Source organism: Bacillus sp. FSL K6-0972, from assembly GCF_037976035.1.
GTDB lineage: Bacteria > Bacillota > Bacilli > Bacillales > Bacillaceae > Bacillus > Bacillus haynesii.
Genome location: NZ_CP150260.1, coordinates 2,298,322 through 2,312,064 on the forward strand (window position 1 = coordinate 2,298,322; position 13,743 = coordinate 2,312,064).

The window sequence follows — 13,743 nt, forward strand, 5'->3', positions numbered from 1 at the left end:
GGTATGCTGAGGTACACGACGAGCGCCTTTAAGACCTATTTTTCACGTTCAAACAGCTTGATATATTCGCCGTACCCTTCTTTCTCAAGGTCGTCCTTCGGCACAAACCGGAGGGCCGCTGAATTGATGCAATAGCGCAGGCCGTCCGGTCCGGGTCCGTCTGGGAAAACGTGTCCAAGATGGGAATCGGCAGACTTGCTTCTCACCTCAGTCCGAATCATGCCGTGTGAAGTATCAAGTTTTTCTTCGATCTCCCCGGCATCTACCGGTTTTGTAAAGCTTGGCCAGCCGCAATGTGCGTCGAATTTGTCAAGCGACGAAAACAGCGGTTTCCCCGAAACGATATCGACATAGATTCCGTCTTCGCGCAGATCCCAGTATTCGTTTTGGAATGGAGGCTCCGTTCCGTTTTTTTGCGTCACTTCATACTGCATCCGGGTCAGTTGTTTCAGCCGTTCTTCTTTATTGTTCGTCATGCTTTCGCCCCCAATGCTGTTGTAAAAATCCTTCTCTTCCGCTTCCGATCCGATACTGTGTGTAGCGTTGAGGATGCTTTTTATGATAATCCTGGTGATACTCTTCAGCCGGATAAAATGGCCCGGCTTCCAGAATGTCGGTCGCGATCGGATCTTTAAAGATGCCGCTTTCTTCAAGCTTTTTCTTCGATTCCTCAGCGAGTTTCCGCTGCTTGTCATGATGGTAAAAAATCGCTGTCCGGTAAGACTCACCGCGGTCTGCGAATTGTCCTCCACTGTCAGTAGGGTCGATTTGCTGCCAGTAGAGTTCAAGCAGTTTTTCGTATGGAAAGACATCGGGATCAAACGTGATTTGCACCGCTTCCCTGTGTCCCGTTGTATTGCTGCAAACCTCTTCATAGGTCGGATTTTCCGTATGGCCGCCGGTATAGCCGGATTCGACTTTGATAATGCCCGGCTGTTCGTCAAAAGGCTTGACCATACACCAAAAGCAGCCTCCGGCAAATGTGGCGAGTTCTCGTTTTTCAGCCATCTGTTCTGCCTCCTTCTCTTCAACACTTGTTGGGAACCATTATATCACAGCATGCTCATTTTTAAGCAGCTCCCGCTCATCGTAAAATCAGCTGCTGCCTAAAAAGAAAAAATGACAATAATATGTCATTGCCATCACCGTATTTTAAGAAACAGCAGGATTCATCTATCATTGCCTATGGACCGTTGTTCAATTGATGGTCAAATGAACTAAAAATCTTCTGAAACATACACTTGAAAAGCAAAAATTATGGTATCATAGTGATATCATGTTCATGAAAAATAATATTCATGCTGATTCGGTCATTCCTTTTTTAAAAAAGCTGAAACTTGCTACTTATATGGAGGGGCGAAATTTTGAAAGTTAGAGAACAAATGATGTATGATATGGAAGCACTGCTTCGCACAGTATTTAAACAGATACGTGATGAAATAAATGAGCTGCTCGAAAAAGAGATGTCCCGCAATGAATTCATGATTCTCCGCCTGCTGAGCGAGCAAGGTCCGAAGAAAGTCACGGAGTTTGCAACGATTCTAGGCGTTTCTGCGAGCCATATCACAGCTGTAACCGATGCATTGGTTGAAAAAGGCTGGATTACGAGAGTCCGGTCAAAAGAAGACAGACGGATCATCAAAATCCATCTGACAGACGCAGGAAAAGAAATTATCAGATATTTCGAAGAAAAGAAAACGGAATATTATTTCAAGCGGTTCAGCAGCTACAGTGATGAAGAGCTGAAAACGCTGATTGAACTGTTCAGCAAATTGGACAAGAAACGGGAACAGCGCTGACCCGGATTTTACATAAATGGGCCTGAATTCGTGCACCTTAAAATAAAAAAGAGGTGTTCTGACTTTATGACAGCTCCTTATCTTTGTCCAAACTGCAAAACAAACCGAACACGGTTCAACTTAATCGAACAGTCCCCGACATCCGTTAAGATTGATCCGGCAACAGGGGAGATCATGGAAACGTATTCAGATGACGAGCTTTCTCCATTTCACCTGCCGTACAGCGGCCCTGCCATAAAAGTGCAGTGCGGCGCGTGCGGATTAATTGAAGATGAGAAGACTTTTATCAAACTTGCGGAATTCGATAAACGAACATAAAAAAGACAGGATAGATGGACATCGTTCCATCTATCCTTTTTCGTTCAGCTTAACGTGCATTCAAACGAAGGTGCACACCCGGTTTCTCCCAAGGTGTTTAGCCCTGTACAAACATTGATCCGCTTTTTCAATCAACTCGTCCGTACTGTGAATGACCTCCGGAAAGGCCGCAACTCCAATCGAAACCGTAATATGAATCTTTTTAGAATGAGAAATGAAAAAAGTGTGTGTCTCTACTTCCTTGCGTATCCTTTCAGCAATCTCTGCGGCCTGCGAATGGGAACTGTTTGGCAATATGACTGAAAACTCTTCTCCGCCGTTTCTTGATACAATATCCTCCGTACGTGTTGACTTTTTTAAAATCGTTCCTAATTCTTTTAAAATCACGTCTCCATTTGAATGTCCGTACGTATCATTAATCGTTTTGAAATAATCGATATCGATCATAAGCAAAGACAGTTTCTCGTTCTTCTCCTTTGCGTTTGAAATATGAGCATTCCATATCGCATCAAAATGGCGGACATTATTCAATCCCGTTAAATAATCAATCGACGATTCCTCTTCATACTTTTTTAACAGAAAATGAGATTTTCTTAAATATGAGACAACGTATACTGACGTAAAGCCGCCGATAGTAGATAAAATCCAGAACCAAGTCAATAAAATTTTCACTAAGAAGAAATCGTGGAGGAGCATCAAGATCACAATTGAAATCGCCACATTGGCAAAAATGACTAATGCAAATGTCTTTCGATAAGTGTCAGCGTCTTTATCCATGATTCGGAGGATGAGATAATATCCCATGAATATAACGATCATTCCTATGAGCGCAGCAATCGAAGATGTACTCCCCCCGTAAACAAACCTTCCTCCTATAATCAGCAGAGAACAGATGAATGCCGGAAAGGCGCCTGTAAATAAAAACAAAATCATGACGGGCACATAACGCAAATCAACGATCGTCTCCTCGGTTGCCTGGATCGAAAAGAACATGAGCACATTTCCGAGCAACCCGCCCAAAATGCCGTCAATCCAATCAAGTTGTTTGCTTGTAGCTTTTCGGGAAAAAATATTCCACTTTAGCTGAGTGTAAATAAAGAGCGAAGTAATTAAAATGCACAAATTCAAAAATAAATCGATTAAAAACATGACAAGCCCCCAGCACCAAACTCATTTTATATTGTATATATCGTCAATTATTAAGACGTTAAAAGCATTTTTGTTCCTTTGCTTCTGACGCCCGGCGGGAGCTGGCTTTGTGGGCTTGCCGCAGGAGCTTGCTTTCATTTTTCAAATAGAACGAGGTGCTTCCACTTCCCGTAGCGGTAATATAAAAATGCAGTCAGGCTGCTCAGCATAAAGCTCATTCCGATGCCAAGCGCTATGCCGTTCTCGCCAAGCCACTTTGAAAATAGGTATGTAAACGGATAGCGCAAAACCCAAAAAGAAATCACGTTCAGCACCAAAATTTGAAACATCGCTCCGGCTGCCCTTACAACACCGTTTAACACAAAGTTAATCCCGATAAACGGATAGAAAAAAGCAATTGTTTTTAAATACTCTTCCCCGAATGCGGCTGAATCGGCTTCCGAAATAAACAGCCTGACCGCATGATAGCCTGTCAGAAATATCGCGGTACTGACGGCAGCCATAAACAGCAAGACATAAATGACGCCGTAATGAGCGATTTTTTTCGTACGCTCCATGTCGCCGCTGCCGACGGTTTGGCCAGCCATACTGTTAACAGCCGTGCCGATGGCCATCGCCGGGAGAATCAGCAGGCTGTCAAGCCGCTGTACCGCGCCAAACCCTGACACAACACTTTCTCCAAATGAATTGACAACGCTCATAATCGCCATCGAGCCGCCTGAAATCACCATCATTTGCAAGCCGGCAGGCACTCCGAGTTTCAAAATGACGGACGTCTCTTCCAGCGACGGAAGCGCCGGCTTTGAAAATGGAACAAGCCGCTTTCTCACCGTATAGACCACTCCGTAAATGAAAGCAATCCCTTGGGAAACGACGGTTGCATAGGCCGCTCCGGCAATTCCGAGGTTGAATACCGAGATAAACAGCGGATCCATGAACAGGTTCAGGATGACGGCCAACAGGACGAAACGCAAAGGTGTTTGACTGTCGCCGACCGCTCTTAACACTGTACTGATGAAATTATAGCCGAATAAAAATATAATCCCGATAAAATGAATGCTCAAATAGCTTGCAGCCAAATCCATCATATTGCCGGGCGTTTGAAGAAGCGAAAGCAAAGGCTCTGTGAAAAAATAGCCGATAACCCCGAGCAATACGCTCATCGCCGTCATCAGAACGACAAACGCGTTGACATATGAAGCAAGTCCCTTTTTATCCCCTTTTCCTTTTTGCTGCGCAAGAATCGTCAGCGCCGCATTGTTAACGCCCAATACGAACGACAGCACCGTAAAGAAAACCGTCCCTGAGACGGCCGCAGCACCGAGAGCTTTTGCTCCGAGCAGATTTCCGACCCACAAGCTGTCAACGAATTGAAATGAAATCTGTAAAAGGTTGGCTAAAATGATCGGGGCAGAAAAAAAGACCAGCTGTTTAAACACATTTCCGTATGTAAAATCCGTTTTCATTGTTTTCTCCTTTAATCTGTCGTCTTGATCACGATGTGACCGATGGCTTCGCAGCCTCATATGATGTCAGAAAGCATGCAAAGGGGCGTGACAAGATGTTCTCTACAGTTCATGATGCCCGTCAAATGGCGGGAGGCTTTCGGAGGAGCTGCTATCATGTTCCGCCTGCCGAGGCGCCCTATTATTTTCGAAACAGCGGAAAAGCAGCGATGATCAGACTGCTCCACGCGGCTCCTCACACCGACAATCTCGACGTATTCGTAAACGGGATATCCGTTTTTCAAAACGTCTCCTATACAGATTTATCTTCCTATGTCCGGTTTCCTGCCGGCCGTATTCAAATCGATGTTTTCCGGAGAGGCAGGGCGCATAGTCCCCTGCTGACGGTACGGTATCACCTGATCCACGGCGGGTACTGTACGGTTGCCGTCACAGGCACAGCCGCAAAGCTCGTTCCCGTCGGAATGTATGACCAGCCTGCGGCTGATCCGGAAAGCCGCAGCATCCGATGCGTCCATCTCTCGCCGGACTCCCCAGCTCTTGACTTTGCAGTGCAAAACGGACCTGTCCTGTTTTCCGGCGTCCCCTTTCAAGCGGTTACCCGGTATCTCCCGGTGCGTTCACAGAAAATCGACGTCGAGCTAAGGGCCGCCGGTTCAACAGCAGTCCTGCTGAAATCCCCGAAAATCACGCTTCATGCCGGCGAATCCGCAACTTTGTATGGCCTCGGTTTCGTCAACGGCTCTCCTGCTCTCGAAATAAAAGCAGCGCCGTTTCCTGTCAAAGCTCCGCCTTCATAGCGAAAAAAAAGAGACCCGATGTCTCTTTTACAGTCTGCTGAATGCAGGGACGACAAAATCCTAAAACGGTCTCATGTTTTAGGATTTTGCCGGCAATTATTGATTGTGATGGTCAGTTTTTTTATGTTTTTTCGCATCAAGCGTAAAGATCATAATGCTTAAAAACAACGCACAATACCCGATGTTCAAATACATCTTGTCCATGTTTTCATCGACGAAACTGAAGGCGGCGAGACCGCCGAAGTACAATGAAAACAACATAGACAGCAAGCTGAAATATGTGTAGATACGTTCCATATGTTCACCCCTGTAAATCCCGCTGCACGATCTATGAATCTTTTTGTGCAGGCTGATAATAAACAAATTCGATTTGATCTTTTTCTAAATCAATGTCTTTTGCTTTCACATACATTCCGTTTTTAAGCGGCATCTCTGACAGACGAACTTGAATTTCTTTAGCGTCCGAACGAACGTGTACAAAATCAGGAAGATCATAAAATTGATCCATGTAGTTCAGCACCATCGATATCGGAACATTTAACTTGCCAATCGAAAATCTCGTCACGTCAAGGACCACATCTCCGTTTTTTTCCACCGTCGGCCGAAAGGACACCCTCGCATCGACTGTCGAGGAAAAGGCACGGATCGCACCGACGATGTGGAATTCATCATCGATTTCGATTTGATAGTCAAGATCCGGCGAAGACTCCTTCGCCAAATACGTGTTGATGAATGCGGCCAATGACTCTTTCGTGCTCGTCACGTTCAGTTGGTATTCACTCGGAGTCGGCCGCGGCGGTTCCTTTTGACCGCCGGGCAGGAATATGAGAATGAAAATCCCGGCAAGTATGATGACGTTGACTGCTGCTAAAATTAAAAATAAGCTCTTCCATTTCTTCATTTTTTTCACCTTATTCTGCTGGGAGGTCTTCGTTTTTAATTTGTTCGTAAACGCGTTTCGCTATTAAAGAATACCCATATTGATTAGGATGAAACTCATCTTCTGAAATCTTCTTTTCATCGCTGTATTCCTCAAAAATATCAGCGATATCCGCCATTTTCGTATTGGATACCTTTTTCAGGCTTTTTTCTGCGCCTTCATTCCATTCGTCTACGACTTGGTCAACTTCCCTCAGTTCAGACAGCGTAAACTTAAACGGATTATACATGCTGACATAAATCAATTCAGCGCTGGCGTTTTGCTCTCTGATTTCCGCTAAAATATTCGAAAACCGCTTTTCAAACAGTTTTTGTTCGGCACGGAAAGGTGTGAGCGTTAAGTGCGCGAAGTTTTGGCGGACGACTTTCATCAGGTCGTTGCCCCCGATTGTAAACAAAATGTAGTCTGCATCTTTTAGGCCCTCTTGTACTTCTTTTTCTTTTAATCTTTCAAGCAGCTGATCAGTCCGGGAGCCTTTAACGGCATAATTTTTGACCGTTACGGACTTCACATCGTTCCGGCTTTCAAGCTCGGCGGCTACAATGCCGACATAGCCTTTCTTCTCTTGATCGCCTACCCCCTCTGTCAGAGAATCGCCCACTGCTGCAATCACGATATCGCGCTTAGGGGAGACCGATGTTTTTTCAACGCCCGCATTCCATTCCGTACAGGCTGAAAGCAGACAGACGAGGGTCATCATGACTGTTATAAACCGTATGTTCAATAATGATGCCCCTTCCTTCTAGATAACCTAAAAAAAAGTGTACCATGTTTTGATTCTTTTGAAAATCATTTGGCCGGTGTAAAAAAAAGCCTGTTTTCCGGTGGTCAGGAAACAGGCTTTCGCTGCAGGTCGCCCGTTCTTATCAACGGTTTTCCAGCGTCTTAATATCGGCGATGATTTCATCGTACGGCGTATTTCTTGCACCGTCATAATCCTTGACGACTTTGCCGTTTTGATCGACTAGATAAAATGACGATTGGTGTATCACCTGATCTTCATCTTCAGGTTTTTTTACGATTGATTTGAAGCTTTTCAGCGCAAACTTTTCGATTTCCTTCTGCGAGTATCCCGTTAAAAAATCCCAATTTTGAAAACTGAGCGGATAGTTGGCTGCAAATTTCTTCAATTTTTCAGGCGTATCATTTTCGGGATCAACGCTGAATGAGACGATCCGGGCCTGCAGGTTTTCCTCTTCCATTTGTTTTTGCAGTTCAGCCATATGTGAAGTCATTGGCGGACAGATCGTTTCACAGTTCGTAAATATAAAGTCAGCCACCCAGACCTGGCCTTTTAAACTTTCAAGAGACACCGCTTTCCCGTCTTGATTTTGAAAAGAAAAAGACTGTACATCATAGTTTAAAGGATTTTCAATCTTGCTAGTTCCGCAGGACGAAAGAAACACTGTGAGAATACCTGCAAGGAAAATGCCAAAAACGTTTTTCAATCCTTCCATCCCCTTTTTCAATCGGTGTAAAAGGTAAAACCGATTGCTCCTTTTCCGGTATGAACCGAGATAATCGGCGTTGTGTATGAAATATCAATATCGATTCCCGGGATATGTTCAAGCAAAGAGTCTTTCAGCCTATGGGCGAGGTCAAGTGCATCGGCATGGGCGATTCCGATCGCCTGCACCGTCCTTCCCTTAACCGTGGAAAGAAATTGACCAGTTAAATAACGGATAAGCTGACCGCTGCTCCGGACATTTTTTTCAGGCGTATAGATTCCGTCCTCAAGCCTCGCGATCGGCTTAACCTTGAGCAACGAGCCGATCAGCGCTTTTCCCCTCCCGATGCGGCCGCCTTTTATCAAGTTGTCAAAATGATCAATTGTCACATAGAGGGATGTCCGGTTGCGTAAGTTCTCCAAGTCTTTTACAATCGCTTCGGCCGTCATGCCCTCTTCGGCCAGCAAGGCGGCCCGCACGACCTGAAAACCGAGGCCTTTTGAAATATACATGGAATCAATCACCGTAATTTTCCCGTCGACCATATTTGAAGCGCTTACAGCCGTCTGGTATGTCCCGCTCAATTGGCTTGAGAGATGGATGCTGATCACTTCGCTTCCGTCAGCGGTCAGCTCTTCATACAGTTCGATAAAAGCGCCTAAAGGCGGCTGTGAACTTTTCGGGAGTTCTGCGGCTCTCTCCATTTTCTCAATAAATTCGTCCGGCTGAATATCGAATCTGTCTCTGTATACAGTGCCGTCGATCGATATCGAGAGCGGGAGAACGGAAATATGATATTCTCTCAGCAGTTCTTCGCTCAAGTCAGCGGTTGAGTCCGTTACAATTTTAATCTTTGTCAATCTCCTTCACATCCTGTCGGTTCAAATGGTGTATTTCCTAGTGAGGCCAAATCGGCATGAAAAATTCTTTGCCGGCCGAATGCCATCTTCCGCCCTTTTCAAAGCGGATTTGGCTCTCTTCATGGACCGGCAAAGAATGCTATGAATTCTTATGCATTATGCTTCAATTCTTCCTGTTGATAAATGGCCAGGTAATCCTGCCATTTCAATGCTCTCTTTAAGTAGTCCCTAAAGGAGTAGACGTTTTTTTTCCGCTTTGAGCAATAGAGCGTCTTTAAAAAGATTTCGAGCCTCAGATTGGCCATGAAAAAATGCGGGTCGTCCTCCTTCAGCAGGGGTATTTCCGTCACCTTCACCTTCTGTCCATCCGAACGTTTGAACTCTAGGCTTTTAAGTAACAAGCTATCAATCCTCATTTATGAGATATTTTCTTTATTATACATAATCTCAGGAGCCGTTGTCTGTGATTTATGCGTGTTTTCAAAAAAATTTCTTAAATCAGCAAATGAAAGAGCCCTTCATCTTTATTGACTTCGACATAGCGGAAGCCTTTCCGGTCCATCCTCGCGATCAGCGGCTCGTAGTCATCGCGCTGCTTTAATTCAATGCCGACGAGCGCAGGGCCGCTGCTCTTATTATTTTTCTTCGTATATTCAAACCGGGTGATATCGTCGGTCGGCCCGAGCACTTCATCTAAAAATTCGCGCAAAGCTCCCGCCCTTTGCGGGAAGTTCACGATGAAATAATGCTGGAGTCCTTCATACATCATCGATCTGTCTTTGATTTCCTGCATTCTGCCGATATCGTTGTTTCCTCCGCTCACGATGCATACGACATTTTTCCCTTTAATTTCATCCCTGTAAAGGTCTAAAGCGGCGATCGGCAGTGCTCCCGCAGGTTCGGCGACAATCGCGCATTGGTTGTACAGTTCCAGAATCGCGGTGCATACCTTTCCTTCAGGAACGAGCAAAATATCATCTACAACGGTTTCAAGCGTTTTAAATGTCTCTTCGCCAATTTTCTGGACAGCGGCTCCGTCTACAAATTTATCGATTTTCTCGAGGGTGACGACTTCGCCTTTTTTGTTTGATTCAAAAAGAGCCGGTGCGCCTTTAGGTTCAACCGCGATCAGCTTTGTATCCGGGGACACGTTTTTCATGTAGGTTCCCACTCCTGAAAGCAGGCCGCCTCCGCCTACGCTTGCGAATAAATAATGGGGTTCAGTTTCGATATCGTTTAAGATTTCGACCGCGACCGTTCCCTGGCCAGCCATGACGGCAGGGTCGTCAAACGGGTGGATAAATGCGCGTTTTTCTTCCTCGCAGCAGGCGACTGCGCTTTGATACGCATCATCGAACGTGTCGCCTGTCAGGATGATCTCGACGTATTCCTTGCCGAACAATTCGACTTGGGAAATTTTTTGCCTCGGGGTCGTCGACGGCATAAAAATCTTTCCGTGAATACCGAGATGTTTACAGGAAAAAGCGACCCCCTGTGCATGGTTTCCTGCACTGGCGCAGACCACCCCGTTTTTCGTCGTTTCTTTTGAAAGCTGCTTCATTTTATAATAGGCGCCTCTCAGTTTAAAAGAGCGGACAACCTGCAGGTCTTCTCTTTTTAAATATACGTTGCAATCGTACCTCTCGGACAGCCTCTCATTTTTTTGGAGAGGGGTATGAATAACAACATCTTTTACATTTTGGTGGGCTTTTAAAATGTCTTTGACTTGGATGAGAGAGTTTTCTTTAAGCAACGGTTTCATGTATAAGATCCTTTCTTTTTAAAGCTTTATTTAATACGCCATTATATCATGAATATTCAAAATTTAAAGAGCAATTCTTTGTTATTTACAGAATATTATACACTTTCTCAATATATACGAGTTCTTTTCGATTCTTAATGTGCAGCCAAATACACTTTTTTTCAAAAAACTCTTTATTTGTTCTAATTGGGTGTTATAATAGAACCAATTAGAACCAAAAGGAGAACCGCCATGATTAAACACACGTATCCGTCCGTAGGCTTCTCGGAGCTGATCGGGGAATGCGATTCCTTTTTGCAAACGAAAAACAGAGCGATACAATTCGCAGCCTCTTCCCATCCGATTCTGATTCATGGGGAAACAGGCACAGGCAAAGAGCTGTTCGCCAAAGCCATTCACTCCGGATCATCTTTCAAGCATGATCCCTTCACACGCGTAAGCTGCAGCACGCTGGATGAAGATGAAACGCCTGAAGACTTTTTTCTTTCAGAGATGAATGAACCCGGAACCCTGTTTCTCGACGAAGTGTGGGGCCTTTCCTTGCCTCTTCAGGGCAAGCTTTTGGCAGCGATTGAAAAAGGGATGCCCAAAAGACTGATCACCTCTTCAAGCGTGCCTCTCGGTGAACGGATTGAAAGCAGCGAATTCCGCAAGGATCTGTACTACAGGCTCAATGTGCTCGACCTTCCGCTTCCCTCCCTTGCTGAACGGCGAAGCGACATCCCCCTTCTCGTGCATCATTTTTTAAAAAGCGGGGATCATGACATATATGTCGAACCGGTCGTTTGGAAGGCTTTAGAGCAGCATGAGTTTGAGGGGAACGTCAGAGAACTCAAAAACATGACGGATTATATGAAAACCGTCTCAGACGGAAAAACGATTCAGCTTTACGACACACCGCCGGCGTTAAGAGAACAAATCGAAAAGAAGAAGCCAAAAGACAAAAAAACGGCTTCAACATCACTTACCTTAATGGAAAAAGAGGAGTTTGCGTTTTTGCTCGATGCAATCAAGCAATTAAATGAAAAAGGGGAGCCTGCCAGCCGCAGGGTTCTGTCCGAGCTGAGCAAAAACGGCAAGTCGGAGCTTACACCCCAGCAAGTGCGAAGCAGATTGGATTATTTGGAAAAAAGAGAGTTTATTACAAAGGGCCGCGGAAGAGCCGGGACAAAAATCACGCTTGAAGGCCTCCGCTTTTTAAGCTCTTTAAAGCATCACATTATTCAAGATTAGAAAGGGTGTCTTGGTATGTACACGATTAAAGAAGAAATTGCAAATGCAATAACCCATGGACTCGGCGTCCTCCTGTCAATTCCCGCCATCGTATTTTTGGTGATATTTGCGATCCGCTACGGAAGTCCGGTGGATGTTGTCAGCTTTTCAATTTTCGGCGCTTCCATGCTGTTCCTGTATTTAAGTTCGACCCTTCTGCACAGCATTCAGCACCAAAAAACGAAAGATATTCTTGAGATCATTGATCACTCAGCCATCTACGTATTGATTGCGGGAACATATACACCGCTGCTCCTCGGACCTTTGAAAGGCGCGCTTGGCTATACGATGCTGGCGGTCGTCTGGGGACTTGCGATTGGCGGGGTTGTGTTTAAAATCTTTTTTGTGAAACGATTTATCGTGGTCAGCACGCTGGTGTATCTTGTGATGGGATGGATGGCGATCATTGCGATCAAGCCGCTTTATACGGCCTTGACCGGAGAAGGATTCGCCCTGCTGCTCTTAGGAGGAATCTTGTATTCCGTCGGAACCATCTTTTATTTATGGAGAAAGATCCCGTATCATCATGCGATTTGGCACACTTTCGTGCTCGGCGGCAGCGCCTCAATGTTTTTCTGCGTGCTTTTCTACGTGGCAAAGGTGCCGTTTGTATCATAAATGGCGAAAACCAGGCTTCCTATATGGGAGCCTGGTTTTTTTATGCCCGAAGCTGTTTGTTTTCAGTCATGACGTATGCCGGGTGGATCGTCAAATCGATATCAGCAGGTCTCAGCCGCTTGAACAACGTGCCTTTCTTCATGTCTTCCGTACCGGCTGTTTCGACTGCAACGATCGGAATGCCGAGCCTTTTGGATAAAGCTTTGTAATCGAGTCCGTCATCTTCAGACAGAATAAAGCTTTGCCCTCTCCGGACGATTTCTTCCACGTCTTCAAGCGCTGCTTCCTTGTCGGCGCTTTTTCTGACCGCGGCCATTTTATTGAGCCAGCCGTTGATCAGCGGATAACGAAAGGCGCGCGGATCAGCAAAAAACGAGGCGGTTTTGTCAAGGTGTCCAAGCAGCACAGCGAGCTCTGACAGGCCGAGCTTTGGGTGTACGTAAAGCACGGGGCCCGCCGGCGATCCCCCATTCTGATGGATGGAAACAGTCGAACCGGTTAAGCCGATGCACCCCCGCAAAAAAGCTTTTGGCTTATCAAAGACAGCTTCCATCTGATTGGCATACGAAAGGCGCGGGTCAAGTGTCTGCAGTGCCTGCAGGAGCTTGATATGCTTGATAAGCATATAGGCCGAATAAATCCATAAAAAACAATAGCGAAACATGAAAAACCTCTCCCCTATCCTTTTCTTTGATAAACGAGGAATTCGTAGTCATAAGGATTTTTGTCATCTTTCAGGCCTTTCCGCCTCGAAACGATTTCCCACTCAGCTTCGTTGAATTCAGGAAAATACCGGTCCCCTTCAAAGGTTTCATCGATTTTTGTCACATACAGCTTGTCCGCAAAAGGCAGAATCTCCGTGTATAGTGTTGAACCGCCGATGACAAAACATTCTTCATTTCGGTTTTTCGCAAACCGCACCGCTTCCTCTGTCGAATGCATCACCTGACAATTCGGGATATCCAGTTCTTTATTGGATGTGACGATGATGTTCTCCCGGTGGGGCAAAGGTCTGCCGATGGATTCAAACGTCTTTCTCCCCATGATCACGGCGTGCCCTTTCGTTACTTCTTTAAAATACTTCAAATCTTGCGGCAGATGCCATGGCAGATCATTGTCTTTTCCGATCAGGCGGTTTCTGTCCATGGCAGCAATCAATGAAATCATTGTTTAAAGCCCCCTTATGATGTTTGTAGTGAAATAATGCCGGATGATACTCATCTCTTTGTGTGATCATCTGTGAACATGATGATGAAGATGGAGGTTAAAGCTGTGATGAGAGGAAACCTTTCTTCGAGGTTTTCATTCTGA

At 45.4% G+C, this 13,743-nt stretch carries 18 protein-coding genes; 5 read left to right on the forward strand and 13 right to left on the reverse strand.

What is annotated here, in order from left to right:
* Nucleotides 1-35 precede the first annotated feature (35 nt).
* Nucleotides 36-476, reverse strand: a complete 441-nt coding sequence (gene msrB, locus MKX80_RS11465; protein ID WP_154994015.1) for a peptide-methionine (R)-S-oxide reductase MsrB — start codon at nucleotides 474-476, stop codon at nucleotides 36-38.
* Entirely contained in the window at nucleotides 463-1,008 is a 546-nt protein-coding gene (msrA, locus tag MKX80_RS11470; RefSeq protein ID WP_154994017.1) for a peptide-methionine (S)-S-oxide reductase MsrA, read from the reverse strand. Before msrA ends, msrB begins: the two co-directional genes overlap by 14 nt.
* Before the next feature lie 356 nt (nucleotides 1,009-1,364).
* On the opposite strand from msrA, the gene MKX80_RS11475 reads away from it, so the two are divergent.
* Together MKX80_RS11475 and MKX80_RS11480 are read left to right on the forward strand one after the other, a co-directional pair.
* Nucleotides 1,365-1,799 carry a MarR family transcriptional regulator gene (locus MKX80_RS11475; RefSeq protein ID WP_003182782.1) on the forward strand — a complete coding sequence of 145 codons (435 nt, stop codon included), beginning with the start codon at nucleotides 1,365-1,367 and terminating at the stop codon, nucleotides 1,797-1,799.
* 66 nt (nucleotides 1,800-1,865) lie between these two features.
* Entirely contained in the window at nucleotides 1,866-2,117 is a 252-nt protein-coding gene (locus MKX80_RS11480) for a hypothetical protein (protein WP_020451864.1), read from the forward strand.
* A gap of 60 nt (nucleotides 2,118-2,177) precedes the next feature.
* Here MKX80_RS11480 and MKX80_RS11485 read toward each other — a convergent pair whose 3' ends face one another.
* A complete protein-coding gene (locus MKX80_RS11485; protein WP_154994019.1) occupies nucleotides 2,178-3,266 on the reverse strand; it encodes a diguanylate cyclase in 1,089 nt (362 codons plus the stop codon).
* Nucleotides 3,267-3,400: 134 nt separating this feature from the next.
* Nucleotides 3,401-4,732: an MATE family efflux transporter gene (locus MKX80_RS11490; RefSeq protein ID WP_268316360.1), complete on the reverse strand. Its 1,332-nt coding sequence runs from the start codon at nucleotides 4,730-4,732 to the stop codon at nucleotides 3,401-3,403.
* 95 nt (nucleotides 4,733-4,827) lie between these two features.
* On the opposite strand from MKX80_RS11490, the gene MKX80_RS11495 reads away from it, so the two are divergent.
* Entirely contained in the window at nucleotides 4,828-5,532 is a 705-nt protein-coding gene (locus tag MKX80_RS11495) for a DUF4397 domain-containing protein (protein ID WP_154994726.1), read from the forward strand.
* A 96-nt stretch (nucleotides 5,533-5,628) separates the two neighbouring features.
* Here MKX80_RS11495 and ypmT read toward each other — a convergent pair whose 3' ends face one another.
* The 7 genes from ypmT to ilvA all read right to left on the reverse strand — a co-directional run bounded on the left by ypmT (nucleotide 5,629) and on the right by ilvA (nucleotide 10,542).
* Complete coding sequence (gene ypmT / locus MKX80_RS11500; protein WP_003182792.1) at nucleotides 5,629-5,829, reverse strand: protein YpmT; 201 nt, start codon at nucleotides 5,827-5,829, stop codon at nucleotides 5,629-5,631.
* 31 nt (nucleotides 5,830-5,860) lie between these two features.
* Nucleotides 5,861-6,433: a YpmS family protein gene (locus MKX80_RS11505; RefSeq protein ID WP_154994727.1), complete on the reverse strand. Its 573-nt coding sequence runs from the start codon at nucleotides 6,431-6,433 to the stop codon at nucleotides 5,861-5,863.
* Nucleotides 6,434-6,443: 10 nt separating this feature from the next.
* A complete protein-coding gene (locus MKX80_RS11510; RefSeq protein ID WP_182070489.1) occupies nucleotides 6,444-7,196 on the reverse strand; it encodes an SGNH/GDSL hydrolase family protein in 753 nt (250 codons plus the stop codon).
* Between the two features lie 142 nt (nucleotides 7,197-7,338).
* Nucleotides 7,339-7,929 (reverse strand): SCO family protein, encoded by a 591-nt coding sequence (locus MKX80_RS11515; protein ID WP_302053288.1) that lies wholly within the window; start codon nucleotides 7,927-7,929, stop codon nucleotides 7,339-7,341.
* An 8-nt stretch (nucleotides 7,930-7,937) separates the two neighbouring features.
* Complete coding sequence (locus MKX80_RS11520) at nucleotides 7,938-8,780, reverse strand: DegV family protein (RefSeq protein WP_154994733.1); 843 nt, start codon at nucleotides 8,778-8,780, stop codon at nucleotides 7,938-7,940.
* Nucleotides 8,781-8,929: 149 nt separating this feature from the next.
* A complete protein-coding gene (locus MKX80_RS11525) occupies nucleotides 8,930-9,181 on the reverse strand; it encodes a YpmP family protein (protein ID WP_145624890.1) in 252 nt (83 codons plus the stop codon).
* A gap of 92 nt (nucleotides 9,182-9,273) precedes the next feature.
* The gene (gene ilvA, locus MKX80_RS11530) at nucleotides 9,274-10,542 is read right to left on the reverse strand and encodes a threonine ammonia-lyase IlvA (protein WP_043926922.1); all 1,269 of its coding nucleotides are present in this window, start codon (nucleotides 10,540-10,542) and stop codon (nucleotides 9,274-9,276) included.
* A gap of 231 nt (nucleotides 10,543-10,773) precedes the next feature.
* Here ilvA and MKX80_RS11535 point away from each other — a divergent pair, with 231 nt between their 5' ends.
* Both MKX80_RS11535 and MKX80_RS11540 read left to right on the forward strand, forming a co-directional pair.
* Nucleotides 10,774-11,775 carry a sigma 54-interacting transcriptional regulator gene (locus MKX80_RS11535; protein WP_154994735.1) on the forward strand — a complete coding sequence of 334 codons (1,002 nt, stop codon included), beginning with the start codon at nucleotides 10,774-10,776 and terminating at the stop codon, nucleotides 11,773-11,775.
* Between the two features lie 15 nt (nucleotides 11,776-11,790).
* The gene (locus MKX80_RS11540; protein ID WP_003182805.1) at nucleotides 11,791-12,432 is read left to right on the forward strand and encodes a hemolysin III family protein; all 642 of its coding nucleotides are present in this window, start codon (nucleotides 11,791-11,793) and stop codon (nucleotides 12,430-12,432) included.
* Nucleotides 12,433-12,472: 40 nt separating this feature from the next.
* Here MKX80_RS11540 and MKX80_RS11545 read toward each other — a convergent pair whose 3' ends face one another.
* Together MKX80_RS11545 and MKX80_RS11550 are read right to left on the reverse strand one after the other, a co-directional pair.
* Entirely contained in the window at nucleotides 12,473-13,096 is a 624-nt protein-coding gene (locus MKX80_RS11545) for a 1-acyl-sn-glycerol-3-phosphate acyltransferase (RefSeq protein WP_154994737.1), read from the reverse strand.
* 14 nt (nucleotides 13,097-13,110) lie between these two features.
* The gene (locus tag MKX80_RS11550) at nucleotides 13,111-13,599 is read right to left on the reverse strand and encodes a dihydrofolate reductase (protein ID WP_182070486.1); all 489 of its coding nucleotides are present in this window, start codon (nucleotides 13,597-13,599) and stop codon (nucleotides 13,111-13,113) included.
* Nucleotides 13,600-13,743: the final 144 nt, after the last annotated feature.

Excerpts from the sequence above, each read along its gene's own strand:
- ypmT (WP_003182792.1), bottom strand. The coding sequence starts at position 5,829 with ATGGAACGTATCTACACATATTTCAGCTTGCTGTCTATGTTGTTTTCA.
- MKX80_RS11515 (WP_302053288.1), bottom strand. The coding sequence starts at position 7,929 with ATGGAAGGATTGAAAAACGTTTTTGGCATTTTCCTTGCAGGTATTCTC.
- MKX80_RS11545 (WP_154994737.1), bottom strand. The coding sequence starts at position 13,096 with ATGTTTCGCTATTGTTTTTTATGGATTTATTCGGCCTATATGCTTATC.
- msrA (WP_154994017.1), bottom strand. The coding sequence starts at position 1,008 with ATGGCTGAAAAACGAGAACTCGCCACATTTGCCGGAGGCTGCTTTTGG.
- msrB (WP_154994015.1), bottom strand. The coding sequence starts at position 476 with ATGACGAACAATAAAGAAGAACGGCTGAAACAACTGACCCGGATGCAG.
- ilvA (WP_043926922.1), bottom strand. The coding sequence starts at position 10,542 with ATGAAACCGTTGCTTAAAGAAAACTCTCTCATCCAAGTCAAAGACATT.
- MKX80_RS11480 (WP_020451864.1), top strand. The coding sequence starts at position 1,866 with ATGACAGCTCCTTATCTTTGTCCAAACTGCAAAACAAACCGAACACGG.
- MKX80_RS11485 (WP_154994019.1), bottom strand. The coding sequence starts at position 3,266 with ATGTTTTTAATCGATTTATTTTTGAATTTGTGCATTTTAATTACTTCG.
- MKX80_RS11505 (WP_154994727.1), bottom strand. The coding sequence starts at position 6,433 with ATGAAGAAATGGAAGAGCTTATTTTTAATTTTAGCAGCAGTCAACGTC.
- MKX80_RS11495 (WP_154994726.1), top strand. The coding sequence starts at position 4,828 with ATGTTCTCTACAGTTCATGATGCCCGTCAAATGGCGGGAGGCTTTCGG.
- MKX80_RS11540 (WP_003182805.1), top strand. The coding sequence starts at position 11,791 with ATGTACACGATTAAAGAAGAAATTGCAAATGCAATAACCCATGGACTC.
- MKX80_RS11550 (WP_182070486.1), bottom strand. The coding sequence starts at position 13,599 with ATGATTTCATTGATTGCTGCCATGGACAGAAACCGCCTGATCGGAAAA.
- MKX80_RS11490 (WP_268316360.1), bottom strand. The coding sequence starts at position 4,732 with ATGAAAACGGATTTTACATACGGAAATGTGTTTAAACAGCTGGTCTTT.
- MKX80_RS11535 (WP_154994735.1), top strand. The coding sequence starts at position 10,774 with ATGATTAAACACACGTATCCGTCCGTAGGCTTCTCGGAGCTGATCGGG.